Annotated in this window: 12 protein-coding genes; 11 read left to right on the top strand and 1 reads right to left on the bottom strand. The window is 73.7% G+C overall.

The window, feature by feature from the left end:
* Position 1 precedes the first annotated feature (1 nt).
* The 10 genes from ACIODU_RS13400 to ACIODU_RS13355 all read left to right on the top strand — a co-directional run bounded on the left by ACIODU_RS13400 (position 2) and on the right by ACIODU_RS13355 (position 15,223).
* On the top strand, positions 2-907 hold the full coding sequence (locus tag ACIODU_RS13400; RefSeq protein WP_401767239.1) for a carbohydrate ABC transporter permease: 906 nt from the start codon (positions 2-4) through the stop codon (positions 905-907).
* Between the two features lie 5 nt (positions 908-912).
* Positions 913-2,178, top strand: coding sequence for a 6-phospho-beta-glucosidase (locus ACIODU_RS13395; RefSeq protein WP_401767237.1), 1,266 nt, complete (start codon positions 913-915; stop codon positions 2,176-2,178).
* A complete protein-coding gene (locus ACIODU_RS13390) occupies positions 2,175-3,191 on the top strand; it encodes an N-acetylglucosamine kinase (RefSeq protein ID WP_401767364.1) in 1,017 nt (338 codons plus the stop codon). Before ACIODU_RS13395 ends, ACIODU_RS13390 begins: the two co-directional genes overlap by 4 nt.
* A gap of 279 nt (positions 3,192-3,470) precedes the next feature.
* Entirely contained in the window at positions 3,471-4,907 is a 1,437-nt protein-coding gene (locus tag ACIODU_RS13385; protein ID WP_401767235.1) for a hypothetical protein, read from the top strand.
* 164 nt (positions 4,908-5,071) lie between these two features.
* On the top strand, positions 5,072-6,040 hold the full coding sequence (locus ACIODU_RS13380; protein WP_401767234.1) for a glutamate ABC transporter substrate-binding protein: 969 nt from the start codon (positions 5,072-5,074) through the stop codon (positions 6,038-6,040).
* 124 nt (positions 6,041-6,164) lie between these two features.
* Positions 6,165-7,517 carry a hypothetical protein gene (locus tag ACIODU_RS13375; RefSeq protein WP_401767232.1) on the top strand — a complete coding sequence of 451 codons (1,353 nt, stop codon included), beginning with the start codon at positions 6,165-6,167 and terminating at the stop codon, positions 7,515-7,517.
* Between the two features lie 118 nt (positions 7,518-7,635).
* Positions 7,636-10,545, top strand: a complete 2,910-nt coding sequence (locus ACIODU_RS13370; RefSeq protein WP_401767230.1) for a tetratricopeptide repeat protein — start codon at positions 7,636-7,638, stop codon at positions 10,543-10,545.
* Positions 10,546-10,935: 390 nt separating this feature from the next.
* Positions 10,936-12,486, top strand: coding sequence for a PP2C family protein-serine/threonine phosphatase (locus ACIODU_RS13365; RefSeq protein ID WP_401767362.1), 1,551 nt, complete (start codon positions 10,936-10,938; stop codon positions 12,484-12,486).
* Positions 12,487-12,534: 48 nt separating this feature from the next.
* Positions 12,535-13,893, top strand: coding sequence for a VWA domain-containing protein (locus tag ACIODU_RS13360; RefSeq protein ID WP_401767228.1), 1,359 nt, complete (start codon positions 12,535-12,537; stop codon positions 13,891-13,893).
* Between the two features lie 94 nt (positions 13,894-13,987).
* Entirely contained in the window at positions 13,988-15,223 is a 1,236-nt protein-coding gene (locus tag ACIODU_RS13355) for an FHA domain-containing protein (RefSeq protein WP_401767226.1), read from the top strand.
* A 103-nt stretch (positions 15,224-15,326) separates the two neighbouring features.
* Here ACIODU_RS13355 and ACIODU_RS13350 read toward each other — a convergent pair whose 3' ends face one another.
* Positions 15,327-16,379 carry a methyltransferase domain-containing protein gene (locus tag ACIODU_RS13350; RefSeq protein WP_356427565.1) on the bottom strand — a complete coding sequence of 351 codons (1,053 nt, stop codon included), beginning with the start codon at positions 16,377-16,379 and terminating at the stop codon, positions 15,327-15,329.
* A gap of 145 nt (positions 16,380-16,524) precedes the next feature.
* Here ACIODU_RS13350 and ACIODU_RS13345 point away from each other — a divergent pair, with 145 nt between their 5' ends.
* Positions 16,525-16,929, top strand: a complete 405-nt coding sequence (locus ACIODU_RS13345) for a globin (protein ID WP_356427568.1) — start codon at positions 16,525-16,527, stop codon at positions 16,927-16,929.
* The last annotated feature ends 1 nt before the right edge of the window (position 16,930 follow it).

The following is a 16,930-nucleotide window of genomic DNA, read 5'->3' as shown; positions in this document are numbered from 1 at the left end:
GATGACCACCACCACCCTGACCGCACCACCCGTTCCCGCCGGGCGGACCCGCGACCGCGGACCCGACGCCGCCCGCCACCGCCGCAAGCGGATCCTGAACTGGATAGCGGTCCACTCCGTGGCGCTCGCGCTGGCGCTCTTCTTCGTCCTGCCGTTCGTGTTCGTCTTCCTCACCTCGGTGATGAGCGACGGGCAGGCGCTGAGCGGCGACCTGTGGCCCACCTCGTGGCACTGGTCGAACTACTCGACGGTGTTCCACACGCCGGGCTTCCTGACCTGGTGGCGCAACTCGCTGGTGTACGCGGTGCTGGGCACCGTCTTCACGGTCTGTTCGTCGGTCCCGGTCGCGTACGCCCTCGCCAAGTTCCGCTTCCGGGGCCGCCGTACGGCCATGATCCTCGTCATCTCCACGATGATGCTGCCGCCGCAGGTCATCATCATCCCGATGTACCTGGTGTGGGCGCAGCAGTTCCACCTGTCGGGCTCGCTGTGGCCGCTCATCATCCCGATGGCGTTCGGCGACGCGTACTCGATCTTCCTGCTGCGGCAGTTCCTGCTCACCATCCCGCAGGAGTACATCGAGTCGGCGAAGGTCGACGGCTGCGGCGAGCTGCGCACGCTGCTGAAGATCGTCGTACCGATGGCCAGGCCCGGCATCGCGGCCGTCGCCCTGTTCCAGTTCTTCTACTGCTGGAACGACTACTTCGGGCCGCAGATCTACGCCGCGCAGAACCCGGGGGCGTGGACACTGAGTTACGGGCTGGAATCCTTCAAGAGCGCGCACTCGGTCAACTGGAACCTGACCATGGCGGCGACTCTGCTGGTGATGGCCCCGGTCATCATCGTGTTCTTCTTCGCACAAAAGGCCTTCGTCGAAGGCGTCACGCTCACCGGAGTAAAGGGCTGAGAACCATGAAGCTCGCAGTGGTAGGCGGAGGATCGACCTACACACCCGAACTCATCGACGGATTCGCACGGCTGAGGGACACCCTGCCGATCGAGGAACTCGTACTGATCGACCCGTCGGCCGACCGGCTCGGACTGGTCGGGGGGCTGGCCCGGCGCATCTTCGCCAAGCTGGGCCACCCGGGACGGATCACCACCACGTCCGACCTGGACGCGGGGGTGGAGGGCGCGGACGCCGTCCTGCTCCAGCTGCGGGTCGGCGGACAGGCCGCGCGGAACCAGGACGAGACGTGGCCGCTGGAGTGCGGCTGCGTCGGACAGGAGACGACGGGCGCCGGGGGGCTCGCCAAGGCGCTGCGCACGGTGCCGGTGGTGCTGGACATCGCCGAGCGGGTGCGCCGTACCAACCCCGACGCGTGGATCATCGACTTCACCAACCCGGTGGGGATCGTGACCCGCGCGCTGCTGGAGGCCGGGCACAAGGCCGTCGGGCTGTGCAACGTGGCGATCGGCTTCCAGCGCAAGTTCGCGGCGCTGCTGGACGTCGCGCCGTCCGAGGTGTACCTCGACCACGTGGGGCTCAACCACCTGACGTGGGAGCTGGGGGTACGGCTGGGCGGGCCGGAGGGCGAGAACCTGCTGCCCAAGCTGCTGTCCGAGCACGGCACGGCGGTGGCCGAGGACCTGCACATGCCGCGCGAGATCGTCGACCGGCTCGGCGTCGTCCCCTCGTACTACCTGCGGTACTACTACCAGCACGACGCCGTCGTACGGGAGTTGCGGACGAAGCCGTCGCGCGCCTCCGAGGTGGCGGCGATGGAGAAGCAGTTGCTGGAGATGTACGGCGACCCGTCCCTGGACGAGAAGCCGGCGCTGCTCGCCAAGCGCGGGGGTGCCTTCTACTCGGAGGCGGCCGTGGACCTGGCGGCGTCGCTGCTGCGCGGCGGCGGCAGTCCGGTGCAGGTGGTGAACACGTACAACAACGGCACCCTGCCGTTCCTGCCCGACCACGCCGTCATCGAGGTCCAGGCGACGGTCGGCACGTCCGGCGCGGTGCCGCTGGCGGTGCCGAAGCTCGACCCGCTGTACGCGGGGCTGATCGCGAACGTCACCGCGTACGAGGATCTCGCCCTCCAGGCGGCGCTGCACGGTGGGCGCGAGCGCGTCTTCAAGGCGCTGCTGTCGCATCCGCTGATCGGACAGTACGAGTACGCCGAGGCGCTCACCGACCAGCTGATCGCGCACAACCGGGAGCACCTCGCGTGGGCATGAGCTTGGGTACGGGCACGGCCGGCCCGGCGGCGGGGCGCGGCAGCGTCCTCGCCGTCGACGCCGGGAACAGCAAGACCGATGTGGCGGTGATCGGCGCCGACGGTTCGGTGCTGGGCACGGCCCGCGGGGGCGGCTTCCAGCCGCCGGTCGTCGGGATCGAGGCGGCGATCGACATCCTGGCGGTGGCGATCGCCGAGGCGGCGTCGGCGGCGGGGCTGCCGGGGCTGGACTTCGCCGACCATGTGTCGGCGTGTCTGGCCAACGCCGACCTGCCGGTGGAGGAGCGGGAGTTGGCGCAGGCCGTGCAGGCGCGCGGGTGGGGGCGTACGACCGACGTGCGCAACGACACCTTCGCGATACTGCGGGCCGGCCTGCCGAGCGGCGCGGAGCCGCGCGGGGTGGCCGTCGTGTGCGGCGCGGGCATCAACTGCGTCGGCATGCTGCCGGACGGGCGGACGGCGCGGTTTCCCGCGCTCGGGCGCATCTCCGGGGACTGGGGCGGCGGTTCCGGGCTCGCGGAGGAGGCGATGTACCACGGCGCGCGGGCCGAGGACGGCCGGGGCGAGCCGACGGAGCTGGTACGGACCCTGCCGGGGCACTTCGGCCTGGCGACGATGTACGACCTGATCGAGGCGCTGCACCGGGGGCACATCCCGTACGCGCGGCGGCACGAGCTGGCGCCGGTGCTGTTCGCGACGAGCGCGGCGGGCGACCGGGTCGCCCGGTCGCTCGTGGACCGGCTGGCGGAGGAGGTCGTGGCGCTGTCGACGGTCGCGCTCGGCAAGCTGGACCTGCTGGGCGAGGAGGCGCCGGTGCTCCTCGGGGGCAGTGTGCTGGCGGCGCGTCATCCGCAGCTGGACGACGGGATCGCGGAGCGGCTGGCGGCGAAGGCGCCGAAGGCGTACGTGGACGTGGTCACGGCGCCGCCGGTGCTGGGGGCCGCGCTGCTGGGTCTCGACCACGTGGGGGCGAGCGCGGAGGCGCATGTGCGGCTGGGTGAGCACTTCGTGTGAGGTGCCGTGCCGGGCACGTGCTGCCGCCGCCGGGGTTCTTCCGGCGGCGGCAGTGTCGGTTCCGCCGCCAGGGTTCTCCCGGCGGCGGCGGCGTCGCTTCCGCGGGTCCGGGGCCGGGCCCTCCGGGCACATGGCGGATGATCGCCACGAACGCCCACGAACGCCCCGGAACGGGAACCGATCACGCGTGCGCGGCGTATTCATGGTGGGAAGCCGGACAGGAGCGGGCGCACACCGGCCCGGCGCGATCCGCACAAGATCGCGTCAAGGCTGCTGCCAATGTCCGTCCCTGCGGCCATACTGCTGGCCGGAAGGGGTTCCCGGGCTCGCGAGGGGGTGAGCCACCGCCGTCCCATTGACCCAGGGGGAGGTCACGTGACATACCCAGCGTCTCCGTCGCCCGCCGCGCACGGCGCGTGGGCCGAGACCGTGGAGCGCCTGCGCGCCTCCGCGACGACGGAGCCCGGACGGCTGCGGATCATCGGGGCCGCGCTGGCCCTGCTGGTCGTGGCCTTCGGCGCGGTGACGGCCTGGGAGGTCTCCGACCGGTTCGCCGCCGCCGACGACGTGGTGACCCGCAGTCAGCCGCTGTCCGCGGACGCGGCGAACATATACCGCTCGCTGGCCGACGCGGACACGGCCGCGGCGACGGGCTTCCTGGCGGGGGCTCAGGAGCGGCCCGAGGATCTGGCGCGGTATCAGAAGGACATAGAGACGGCGTCCCGGCTGCTGGTCAAGGCGGCGGCCAACACGGGCGGTTCCGGCGGCGGCGACGCGGCCCGGCAGATAGCGACACTGAACGAGGCCCTCCCCCGGTACACGGGCCTGATAGAGCGTGCCCGGGCGAACAACCGCCAGGGGCTTCCGCTGGGCGGCGCCTATCTGCGGTACGCGAACCAGCAGATGACGAGCGACCTGCTGCCGGCGGCCGAGAGGCTGTACGCGGAGGAGACGGCCCGGCTCGACCGGGACAACGACGACGCGCGGGTGTGGCCGTTCGTCTCCCTCGCGCTGGGCGTGCTGGCCTTCGCCGTCCTGTTCTGGGCGCAGCGGCGCAACTATCGTCGTACGAACCGGCTGTTCAACCACGGCCTGCTCGCGGCGACCGCCGCGTCCACCGTCGTCCTGCTCTGGCTGGCCGTGGGACACACGGTCGCGCGGACGGAGTTGAACAACGCGCAGGTGCACGGGCAGGAGTCGCTCGCGGTCCTGAACGACGCGCGGATCAACTCGCTCAAGGCCCGGGCGAACGAGAACCTCACGCTGGTGGCGCGGGGCGCGGTCCTCACGGCGGACGGCGACGACAAGTACGAGACGGACTACGCGTCGGGCATGGCGAGGCTCACCACCGCGCTCGACCGGGCGAAGGGCCTGGCCGACGACCGTTCGGGCGTCGCGCCGGTGGCCGACGCCATCGCCTCCGCCGGCGAGTGGCGGCAGCGCCACCGGTCGGCCAGCGCCACGGACAAGGCCGGTGACTACGAGCTCGCGCTGGAGCAGGTGATCGGCACCGAGGGATCCACCGGTGAGTGTTTCGACCAGGTGGACGCGGCCCTGGAGAAGGCGATCGCGCACGAACAGGTGGAGTTCGACGCCTCCGCCACGGACGGCAGGAGCGCGCTGACGGGACTGGCCGTCGGGGCCGGGGTCCTGGCCCTGCTCGGGGCGGTGGCCGCGATCCTGGGCATCGGCCGCAGGCTTTCGGAGTACCGGTGAGAGGCGGAGGGATGACTTCCATGGACAGGCTCCGCCGGTCCGGCGGGCCGCGCCCGTCCGGCGGCCGTCGCGGCGCCGGGAGGCTCCGTGGGCTGGGCGGGCTCCGTGGCCGGGGCGGGCTCCGCAGGGGGGGCAGGCTGCGTGGCTGGGGTGGCGTCACGGCCATGGCCACGGCGTGTGTGGTGACGGCGTCGCTCACCCTGCTGCCGCTCACCCACAGCACGTCGGAGAAGGCACCGGACCGGGCGGCCCAGCGCGTGGTCACCGCCGCGTCCGCCGCCGCCGAGGACTGCTCGGAGCCGGAAGCCAGCCTGCCGCCCTCCACCGCCGACGGCCCGACGATCGAGCGGATCAAGGCCCGGAAGAAACTGATCGTGGGTGTCGACCAGAACAGCTACCGCTGGGGGTACCGCGACCCGGAGTCGAACCAGCTCCAGGGCTTCGACATCGATCTCGCGCGGGCGATCGCCAACGACATCCTGGGCAGCCCGGACGCGATCATCTTCCTGGCGATCCCCACCAACCAGCGGGTGCCGGCGCTGGAGAAGGGCACGGTGGACCTGGTCGTCAGGACGATGACGATCAACTGCGCCCGGATCGATCAGGTCGCCTTCTCCACCGCCTACTTCCAGGCGGGCCAGCAGGTGCTCGCCCCCAAGGGGTCGAGCATCACCGGGCGCGACGCGTCCCTGGCCGGGAAGCGGGTCTGCACGGCGGAGGGCTCGACGGCGTACGAAGCGCTGAAGGAGAAGTCCTTCGGCGCGATCTACCAGGACAAGAACGACGGGAAGCCGGGGGACGAGGACCTGTTGACGGTGCCCAACCAGCTCGACTGCCTGGTGCGGCTCCAGTTGGGCGAGGTGGACGCGGTGGTGACGGACAACGCGCTCGCCGCCGGCCAGGCCGCGCAGGACCCGACGGTCGAGCTGACGGGCAAGCCGTTCACCACGGAGTACTACGGCGTGGCGGCCAAGCTCGGGAACGACGACCTGGTCCGCCGGGTGAACGCGGTGCTGGTGGGGTATCGCGCCGGTGGGGACAACAGCCCCTGGATGACGTCGTACCGGAAGTGGCTGGCGGCGGGGCTGCCGGGGATCACCGCGCCGCCTCCCGCCAAGTACAGGAACGGGTAGAGGGACCGCGCCCGCGCGGCCCGCGGGATGTGCCCGGTCCCGCGCGGGGGGTGCGTGGGCGCCCGGGATGTGCGCGGTTCCGACATGGGTTCCGGCAGGACACGAACGAGCGGAGAGGTGATCGATGGGCGGCGCGGGCTCCATCCCCGACTCCAGGGGTGTGCCATCGGGACCGGTGATGGACCGGGACGAGGCCGACCGCGCGCTGGCGCGCCTCGAAGCCGAGCACGAAGCCATCGAGACGTCCCTCCTCGCCCTCCAGGACCACGCGGGCCGCAGGCTCCTCGAAGGGGCCGCGCTCACCGGCGTCACGAAGGAGCGCTGGGCGGCGACCGAGCAGTCGATCACCCTGCTGTGGACGTACTTCGACGCCTACAGCGCCGCCCTGAGCGGGGCCCGGGACACCCGCGCCAGGCGCCGCTGGCCGAACCGCGACGACCTGGTGGAGCTGACCGAGACGCTGCGCGGCAGCAGCGTCACGCTCTCGGGCGCGGCCGCCCTCGCCGGGCCGGCGGAACAGCGGCCACCGTCCTCGATCACCGGCCCCGCCCAGCTCTCCGAGCGCTTCACACTCGCGGAGCTGGTCTCCCGGATGAACGAGCTGTACGCGCGCGCACTCGACATGGTCGTGGCCGCCGACTCGGTGTGGTCCGCGCTGCCCGCCCGGATCGACCTGCTCGCCGCCGAGCTGCGGCGCACCCTCTCGCTCGCGCACTCGGTGGGTGTACGGCCCGGGGAACACCCCGCCGGGGACGATCTGGAGTCGATCACGCACGAACTGACCGACCTGCGCGCCCAGGTGGTGTCCGACCCGCTGGGCTTCTGGCGGCTCGCGTCCGGGAGTTCGGCACCCGGCGGCGGCCGGCCGGACACGGAGCGGTACGACCGGGCGGCCCGCGCGCTGGAGGACGTACGGCGGGAGATCGAGGCGGTCCTGGCGGTGCGCCAGGACTCGGAGGAGCGGCTGATGCGGCTGCGGGACGTCGTGTCGCGCGCGGACCGCACGCTGGCCGAGGCCCGCGCCGCCCGGGGCGAGGTGCTCGCGAAGATCGCCGCCTCGGAGGTGCCCGCCGTCAGCGGGCCGCCGATCGTCCTCCACGAACGCCTGTCGACCGCCGCCGAGTACCGCAGGCACGCCCAGTGGCACCGGCTCTCCCCGCTGCTGGAGTCGCTGGAGCGCGAGGCCGAGGACGAACTGCTGCGGGCCCGCGAGTCGTTGACCGCCGTCACGCAGCCGCTCGCGGTCCGCGCGGAGCTGCGCGGCCGGCTCGACGCGTACAAGGCCAAGGTCGCCCGGCACGGCATGGCGGAGGACCCGGTGCTGATCGAGCGGTACGACGCGGCCCGCCGGATGCTGTGGAGCGCGCCGTGCGACCTGCGGGTCGCCGAGCAGGCCGTCCTGCGGTACCAGCAGGCGGCGGCGGACCTCCTGGTCCCGCGCGCGCCGGGCCCGGCGGACGGCGGGGGGCGGCCGTGAGCGGCAGGAGAGAGGGCACGGCGGGGCCGACCGTACAGACACCGGATCGGCCGGCGGGTCCACCGGGAGGTCCACCGGCGGCTCCACCGACAGCGGGGACACGGACAGGAGGGGACCGATGAGCGGGACGACGACGGGCACATGCCAGCGCCCCGGGTGCGAGGGCTCGTACGAGGACATGGGCGGCGGTGAGCTGTACTGCGACACCTGCGGTCTCGCCCCGGTGGTGGGCGCGCGCGGCGAGCTGTCCTCGCCGGCCACGGGCGTCACGGGCGGCGGCCGGGTCAGCGGGCGTTCCGCGCGCGGCAGTTCGTCGTCGCGCGCCTCCTCCCGGGCGTCCTCGCGCTCCGCCACCTCCCGCCGTTCGGTGTCCGGCCGGCTCTCCCTGGCGCAGTCGGGCGCGGCGACGGCCGGCCGGTCGGTGTCGGTCCGCAGCTCCGGCGCGTCCTCCACGGCCTCGGGGCGCGGCCGGCTGGGCGCCGGGCTGGTCTCCGTACCGGACGTGCCGCGTCCGGATCCACGCGCCGCGGTGATGGAGAAGGCGGAGGTGCCGGAGCGCAAGCGGTTCTGTTCGCGCTCCGACTGCGGTGCGCCGGTGGGGCGTTCGCGCGGTGACCGGCCGGGCCGTACGGAAGGGTTCTGCACGAAGTGCGGCCACCCGTACTCGTTCGTGCCGAAGCTGACCCGGGGCGATGTGGTGCACGGGCAGTACGAGGTCAAGGGCTGCCTGGCGCACGGCGGTCTGGGCTGGGTCTACCTGGCGATCGACCGGGCCGTCTCGGACCGCTGGGTCGTCCTCAAGGGCCTGCTGGACACGGGCGACCAGGACGCGATGGAGGCGGCGATCTCCGAGCGGCGCTTCCTCGCGGAGATCGAGCACTCGAACATCGTCCGCATCTACAACTTCGTGGAGCACCTCGACCAGCGGACCGGCTCAATGGACGGCTACATCGTCATGGAGTACGTGGGCGGCAAGTCGCTCAAGGAGATCGCCAACGACCGGCGGACGGCCACGGGTCAGCGGGATCCGCTGCCGGTGGAGCAGGCGTGCGCGTACGGAATCGAGGCGCTGGAGGCGCTGGGCCACCTGCACAGCAGGAACCTGCTGTATTGCGACTTCAAGGTCGACAACGCGATCCAGACCGAGAACCAGCTCAAGCTCATCGACATGGGCGCGGTCCGCCGGGTGGACGACGACGAGTCGGCGATCTACGGCACCGTGGGGTACCAGGCGCCGGAGGTCGCGGAGACGGGTCCTTCGGTGGCGTCGGACCTGTACACGGTGGCGCGCACGCTCGCGGTGCTGACCTTCGACTTCCACGGCTACACGAACGTGTTCGTGGACTCGCTCCCGGATCCGGGCACCATCGAGGTGTTCCGTACGTACGAGTCGTTCTACCGCCTGCTGGTCCGGGCAACGGACCCGGACCCGGCGCGGCGGTTCTCCTCGGCGCTGGAGATGGCGGAGCAGCTGACGGGGGTGCTGCGGGAGGTCGTGGCGCTCCAGACGGGACGCCCGCGCCCGGCACTGTCGACGCTGTTCGGCACGGAGGTACGGGTCACGGACACGGAGCTGTTCGCGCCACCGACGGAGGACGTGTCCCGCCTGGGCGCGCGAACGGCGCGAGGGAAGGGCCGACGGGCAAGTCCGTCGCCGAAGCCGACCCCGCTACCGCCCGCCCCGGGCCAGGCCCCCGCGTACGCCGCGTCCCAGGCTCCCGCGCACGCCTCGTCCCAGGCCCCCGCCCCAGGCCAACTCCCGGCGTACGGCCCGGGCCAGGGCCACGGCTCAGCCCTCCCGATCCCACCCCAGTCCGAACCCCCGGCACCCCTACCACTCGCCGCCCAGGCCCCGGCCTACGGCCCGGGCCCGGCTGCGGCACCGCCCGCCGGGCAGGTCTACGGGCCGGGCCACGCCTCCTCGTTGGCGGGGCAGGGGCGCGGTCCGGTCGTGCCGGGGCAGGGGCGGGTCAACAGCGGCGGGTCGGGCCACGGTCCGGCGGCCGTTTCGCCGGGCGGGCCGGCCTACGGCTCGTACGCTCCCGTCTCGGCCCCCGGGCCGCGCCTCGCGGTGATGGACGCTCCCGCGACCGCGCTCGCGCTGCCCGTCCCCCGGGTCGACCCGAACGACCCGAACGCGGGATTCCTGGCGAGCCTGATGGCCGCCGCCCCCGCCGAACTCATTTCCGCGCTGGCGTCGGCCCCGGCCGACACCGTGGAGCGGCGGCTGCGCGAGCTGCGGGCCCGGCTGGAGATGAACGACCTGGTCCCCGCCGGTGAGGCGCTGCGCGCGCTGGAGGCGGAGCACCCCGACGACTGGCGGGTCGTCTGGTACCGGGGCCTGTTCGCCCTGGCCACCGGCGACCACGAGAGCGCGGCGCTGGCGTACGACGCCATCTACGACGCGTTCCCGGGCGAGCCCGCGCCCAAGCTGGCGCTGGGGGTCTGCGCCGAGGTGCTCGGCCAGCTCGACAACGCCGCCGAGTACTACCGCCTGGTCTGGACGACCGACCCGAGCTACGTCAGCGCCGCGTTCGGCCTGGCCAGGGTGCAGTTGGCCGCCGGTGACCGGACCTCGGCCGTACGGACGCTGGAGTCCGTGCCCGAGGCGTCGATCCACTACACGGCGGCGCGGGTCGCTGCGGTACGGGCCAGGCTGCGCGAGCGTGAGGTGGCCGTACCGGCCCAGGGAGCGGCCGGGGCCCCGGGCGCGGAACCGGCGCTGATCGACGACCTGTCGGCGGCGGCGAGGCAGGTTTCCGCGCTCCAGCAGTTCGGCCTGGACGCGGTGCGGCGTGAACAGTTGTCGACGGAGGTACTGGGCACGGCTCTGGACTGGGTACTCTCCGGTAGTCCCGGGGGCCGCCCCGGCCCGGCCGTGCTGCTCGGCAGCGCGCTGGACGAGCGCGGCCTGCGTTTCGGGCTGGAACGCTCGTACCGGGTACTCGCCCGGCTCGCTCAGCGCGGCGAGGAGAGGATCGAACTGGTGGAGCGGGCCAACCGTTTCCGCCCCCGGACGTGGGTGTGAGTGATGGCGCAGATGCACCGGTCGACCGATGGCCCGACCTGCCCCGGCTGCGGGGATCCGCTGGAGCCCGCCGACCTGTTCTGCGGGGCGTGCGGGTACGACCTGTCGGCCGTGGCCGCAAGCACGGGCGGCGGCGACCGCCCCACGGTCGCCCTGACCGGCGCCCCAACCGCCCCCACCCCCACCGAAACCACCCCTGCCGGGGCTGGTCCCCTGGGCGGCACTCCTCTCGGCGGCGGACTCGTAGGAAGCATGCCCCCCGGCGGCGGTCCCGTTGGGAACGCGCCTGCCGGTGGTAGCCCCGTGGGCGCCGTCGCGTGGCCGCCGACCGCCGAGCCCGCGCCGGGCAGCGGTGGTCCCGTAGGTGGCACGCCTGCCGCCGGCTATCCCATGAGCGGCGCGCCTGCCGGCGGCGGTCCCGTCGGGGGCGCACCTGCCGGGCCCGTGGGGGCCGTTGCGTGGCCGTCGGCTGCTGAGACCGACAGTTCGAACGTGCCCGCGCCCGTCCATGTGCCGAGCGAGTTGCCGGGCCTGGACTCGTCCGGCTCGCCCCTCTCCGTCCACCGGCCCACGCCCCCGGCCGGCACCGGGCGGCCGGACCGGTCCGTGGCCGCCCACCCGGTCGTACCGCCGCCGCCCACCCCGCACCCGGCCGCCTCGCACCCGCCCGTACCGCCCGCTCCGCACGCATCGGCCGGTCCGTCCGCACCGCTCGCGGGCCCCCCGCAGCCCGCATCGCCCGCGTCGCCCGCGACCGGTCCGTCCGCCACGCCGCCCGCCCCGATCGCAACCGGTCCGTCCGTCACCCCGACCGCCCCGACCACGAGCCCCGCAGCGGCCGCGTCGCCCGGCGGCGCCTCGCAGGCCCCGTCCTCGCCGCCCAAGGCCGGGGCGGCCCCGCACGGTGGGGACTTCGAGTTGCCCGCGCCCCATCCGCCCGTACGGTCCGACGCGCCCGGCGCGAGTGATCCCCGTACCGTGGCCCCCGCGCCCGGCGCGAAGCTCTGTGTCGCCTGTCGGGCCGGGCGCGTGGACCTCGACGGCTACTGCGAGAACTGCGGGCACGCCCAGCCGCGCGAACGCGACCACATGGAGCAGGAGTTGGGCGCGGTCGCCGCCGTCAGCGACCGGGGGCTGCGCCACCACCGCAACGAGGACGCGTTCGCCGTGTCCGCCGCGGCCCTCCCCGACGCCTCCCCCGCCGTCGTGGCGATCGTCTGCGACGGCGTGTCCTCCGCGACCCGCCCCGACGAGGCCTCCGCCGCCGCCGCGGCCTCCGCCAACGAGTCGCTGCTGGCCGCCCTCCCGCGCGGCACGCACCCGCGGCAGGCGATGCACGACGCGATCGTCGCCGCCGCCGAGGCCGTCAACGCCCTGGCCCCGGAGCCCGGCAGGGCGTCCGAGCACGAGCCGCACCGCCATCAGAACGCCCCCGCCTGCACCATCGTCGGCGCCGTCGTCGCGAGCGGACTGCTGGTCGTCGGCTGGATCGGCGACAGCAGGGCGTACTGGGTCCCCGACGACCGCGACGGCCCCCCGGCCCGCCTCACCGAGGACGACTCGTGGGCCGCGCAGATGGTCGCGGCGGGCCTGATGAACGAGGCGGAGGCGTACGCGGACGAACGCGCCCACGCCATCACGGGGTGGCTCGGCGCCGACGCGTACGAACTGGAACCGCACACCGTGTCGTTCAAACCGGACCGCCCCGGCGTCGTCGTGGTCTGCACGGACGGGCTGTGGAACTACGCCGAGGGCGCCGACGACATGGCCAGGGTCCTGCCGCCCGACGCGGCGGCCCGCCCGCTGCACGCCGCGCGGGTCCTGGTCGGCCACGCGCTCGACGGAGGCGGCCACGACAACGTGACGGTGGCCCTGGTGCCGTTCGCCGTGCCGGGGCGAGGGGCAGGATCCGCGTACCAAAAGGCCCCCGTCCAGCCCTGATCCCCCTTCTCTTGTTCCGGTCTGTGGAGCGTCAAGGAGCGAAACGCGATGGCCAACTTCTCCAAGTCGAACGTGCCGCAGTTCTCGGTCGACGTGTACCAGAACGAGTACCTGCCCGAAGGCGGCCGCGAGGTCAACGCCATCGTCACCGTCACCTCCACGGGCGGCGGCACCTCGGGCCGCGTCCCGCTGCTCGGCGCCTCGGCCACCCCCTCGGCCGTGCCCGGCAACAGCCCCGACGCGGCCGTGGTGATCATGGTCGACTGCTCGGGTTCGATGGAGTACCCGCCGACGAAGATGCGCAACGCGCGCGACGCGACGGCCGCCGCCGTCGACACCCTGCGCGACGGAGTCGCCTTCGCGGTGGTCGCCGGTACGCACCTGGCGAAGGAGGTCTACCCGGGCAACGGCCGGCTGGCCGTCGCCGACGCGCGCACCAGGGGCGAGGCGAAGCAGGCGCTGCGCCGCCTGAACGCGGGCGGCGGCACGGCGATCAGCACCTGGCTGCGGCTCGCCGACCGGCTGCTGAACTCCGCCGAGGTCACCATCCGCCACGGCATCCTCCTCACCGACGGCCGCAACGAACACGAGTCGTCCGACGCCCTCAAGTCCGCGCTGGACGCCTGCGCCGGCCGCTTCACCTGCGACGCGAGGGGCGTGGGGACGGACTGGGAGGTGAAGGAGGTCACCGGCATCGCGTCGGCGCTGCTCGGCACCTCCGACATCGTCGCCGACCCCGCCGGACTGGCCGCGGACTTCACGCAGATGATGGCCAACGCGATGGGCAAGGAGGTCGCGGACGTCGCGCTGCGGCTGTGGACGCCGGTCGGGGTGGAGATCGCGTTCGTCAAGCAGGTCGCGCCCCGGGTCGAGCAACTCACGGACCGGCGTACGGAAGCGGGCCCCCGGGCGGGCGACTACCCGACCGGTTCCTGGGGCGACGAGTCCCGGGACTACCACGTGTGCGTACGGGTCCCGGAGGCCGGCATAGGCAGGGAGATGCTGGCCGCCCGCGTCTCGCTGATCGTCCCGGCGCCGGACGGCGGCTCCCCCGAGGTGCTGTCCCAGGGGTTGGTACGGGCGGTGTGGACGGACGACATGGAGGCCTCCACCTCCATCAACCCCCAGGTCGCCCACTACACCGGGCAGGCCGAGCTGGCGCAGGTCATCCAACAGGGCCTGGAAGCACGGAAGATGGGCGATCTGGACGGGGCGACGGCGAAACTGGGCCGCGCCGTGCAGCTCGCCGCCTTCTCCGGGAACGCCGATACGGCGAAACTGCTTTCGAAGGTGGTGGACGTCGTCGACGAAGCGAGCGGTACTGTGCGACTGAAGGCGAAAGTCGCGGAAGCGGACGAGATGACCCTCGAGACCCGCTCCACCAAGACGGTTCGTGTGAAGAAGTAGGAGCGCGACCGGGGCGGCGCCGAGCGGCACCGCCCGGGGAACCAGTGGTGAGAAATCCGGCCTCCGGGCCGCACAGGAAGGGGGAAGCGCCGATATGCCGACATGCCCGAACGGACACCAGTCGGGTTCCGACGACTGGTGCGAGGTCTGCGGCCATCGCATGACGGGCCAGGCGCCCACGGGCTCCGTGCCCCAGCCTCCCCCGCCGCCGCCCACACCCGGCTACGGCTTCCCGCCCGCCCCGGGCCCGGGCCTCGGGCCCGACCCGACGATGCAGGCCCAGCTCTGCCCGCAGTGCCGCACCCCGCGCGAGCCGATGGCTCCGTTCTGCGAGGAGTGCCGGTGGAACTTCCTCACGAACACCGCCACGTCGTACACCCCGCTGGCTCCGCAGGGAGGTCCGGTCAGCCGGCCCACGGGACCGGTCCCCGGCGCCAATCCGCCGCCGGGCTTCCCGTCCCTGGGGCCGCCGAGGCCGCCGGACCCGTACGAGTACCAGAGCTCGCGCCCCTCCCAGCTGAACCGGCCCGCCGAGCCGCTCGCGGCCGAGCAGGCCTCGCCCCACTCACCGCAGCAGGGCCCGCCCCCGTCGGCCTTCCAGCGGCAGGGGCCGCCCCCGCAGGGACAGCACCCGCAGGGTCCCCCGCAGCAGGGGTCACCTGCGCAGGGACCCCACCAGGGCGGCCCTCACCAGCAGGCATCGCACCAGCAGGGTCCGCCCCCGTCGCCGTACCAGCACCAGGGCCCCCCGCTCCCGCCCGTCTTCCAGCAGCAGTCCTCGGCCCCGCCCGCGCCGCCGCAGTCGCGCGGGACCGCCGAGGACGACTGGATGCTCCCGCCGCCCTCGGCGGGACAGTCGCCGCTGCCCCAGCACGGACCGCCCTCCCCGCAGCACGGGCCGCCCGCGGCCCCGTACGGTCAGCCCGCCGGATGGACGGCGGTCGTCGGGCCCGACCGTGAGTACTTCATGGCGATGATGCAGCGCAGCGGCCCCGAGGCGACGGGCCTCAACCTGCCCGCGTACTCCCCCGAGCAGCGGCTCACGCTCGGCGGGAACCAGCTGACCATCGGCCGCCGCCGGCACTCCACCGGTGAGTCCCCCGACATCGACCTGTCCGTCCCGCCGGAGGACCCCGGGGTCTCGCACCAGCACGCGGTCCTGGTCCGCCAGCCGGACGACACCTGGGCCGTCGTGGACCAGAACTCCACGAACGGCACCACGATCAACGGCGCCGAGGACCCGATCCAGCCCTATGTCCCCGTCCCGCTGTCGGACGGCGACCGGGTGCACGTCGGCGCCTGGACGACGATCACGGTCCGCCGGGGCTGAGCGGCCGCCTGCTTCGGCGGATCAGCGTCCGCCCGGCGGATCAGCGTCCGCCCGGCGGATCACCGACCGCCCGGGCCGATCAGGGTCCGCGCGCGGGGGCCGGTCACGGTCCGCCGGGGCCGGTCAGCCCGGCGGCCGCCGGTCCCGTCGGTTCGAGCGGCCATACGTACGGCCCCGCCGGGTCGTCCAGCCAGGCCCACTGGCGGCCGCCGCTGACCGTGACGCCGTACCGCTCACGGGCCGGCCGCTGCTCCAGCTCCCAGAGGGACAGCGCCTCGTGCGGGTCGAGGCTGCCCTCGGTCAGCGCGAGCAGGAAGCGGAACAGGTCGTTGTCGGTCACGCCCTTCGGCAGCCCGCCGAGGGGCCGTGCCGCCATGGGCACGCCCTGGGGGGTGCCCCGCAGCGGTACGAAGAAGGCGGCCGTCCGGAGGAACCGCCCTTCCGCGAAGTCCGGGCGGCCCGACGCCCCCGCCTCCCCGGCCTTCAGCGCGATCAGCCCGGTGGCGAGCGGGGCGAGGATCCCGGCCCCGGGGGCGCACTGCGCCAGCCAGCCGGTCGGCACCGACGGCAGGGTGCAGGTCGCGATGATCCGGTCGAACGGCGCGCGCTCCGGGCAGCCGCGCACCCCGTCCCCGGTGACCACGGCGGGCCGGTAGCCGGCCGTCGCGAGATGGGTGCGCGCGGACTCCGTGATCTCCGGGTCCAGGTCGACGGTGGTGACGTTCTCCTCGCCGAGCCGGTGGGAGAGGAGCGCCGCGTTGTATCCGCTGCCCGCGCCGATCTCCAGGACGCGGTTGCCGTCCCGTACGTCCAGCTCGTCCAGCATCCGGGCCATGAGGGAGGGCTGGCTGCTGGACGAGATCAGCTCGCCGTCCCGTACCCGCGTCGCGATCGCGCTGTCCGCGTACGCCCCGCGCAGCCAGCGCTCCCGGCGCCGGGGGTCGGGGTCCCCGTACCAGAGCCGGTCGTAGCCGCCGGGCCTCCCGACGAAGTAGTACGGGACGAAGAGGTGGCGCGGGACCTGCGCGAACGCCCTGTGCCAGGCCGGATCGTCCAGCGCCCCCGACAGCGCGATCTCCCGTACGAGCGCGGCCCGCGCCTCGCCGGCCGCCGCGTCGTCCGGTCGGTACACGTCCTGGTCCCGGTGTGCGCCCATCTCTCCACTGTCCTGGGTCCGGGCCCGGGAAGCGAGTGGGCCGGGTCCGTACGGCGGTCCGTACCGCAGGATCCGTACCGCACGGGCCGGGCCCTAGGTCGCTGGACCGAGGCAGGAAGCGGGTCGGGTCTGAGACGATGGTGGGGTGAACGAGATTCCGCACGGCACGCTTCAGGAGCAGACCTTCTACGAGCAGGTCGGCGGGGAGCAGACCTTCCGGCGCCTGGTCCACCGCTTCTACCAGGGGGTCGCCGGGGATCCCGAGCTGCGGGCGATGTACCCGGAGGAGGATCTCGGCCCCGCCGAGGAGCGCTTCACGCTGTTCCTGATGCAGTACTGGGGCGGCCCCCGCACCTACAGCGACCACCGAGGTCATCCCCGCCTGCGGATGCGGCACGCCCCCTTCGCGGTGAACCAGGCGGCGCACGACGCGTGGCTGCGGCACATGCGGGTGGCGGTCGACGAGCTGGGGCTGTCCGAGGAGCACAGGAAGCAGCTCTGGGACTACCTCACGTACGCGGCCGCGTCGATGGTGAACACGGCGGGCTGAG

This window comes from Streptomyces sp. NPDC088261 (assembly GCF_044740805.1).
In the GTDB taxonomy this organism is placed as follows: domain Bacteria; phylum Actinomycetota; class Actinomycetes; order Streptomycetales; family Streptomycetaceae; genus Streptomyces.
This window is presented reverse-complemented; position numbering and strand designations above follow the sequence as displayed.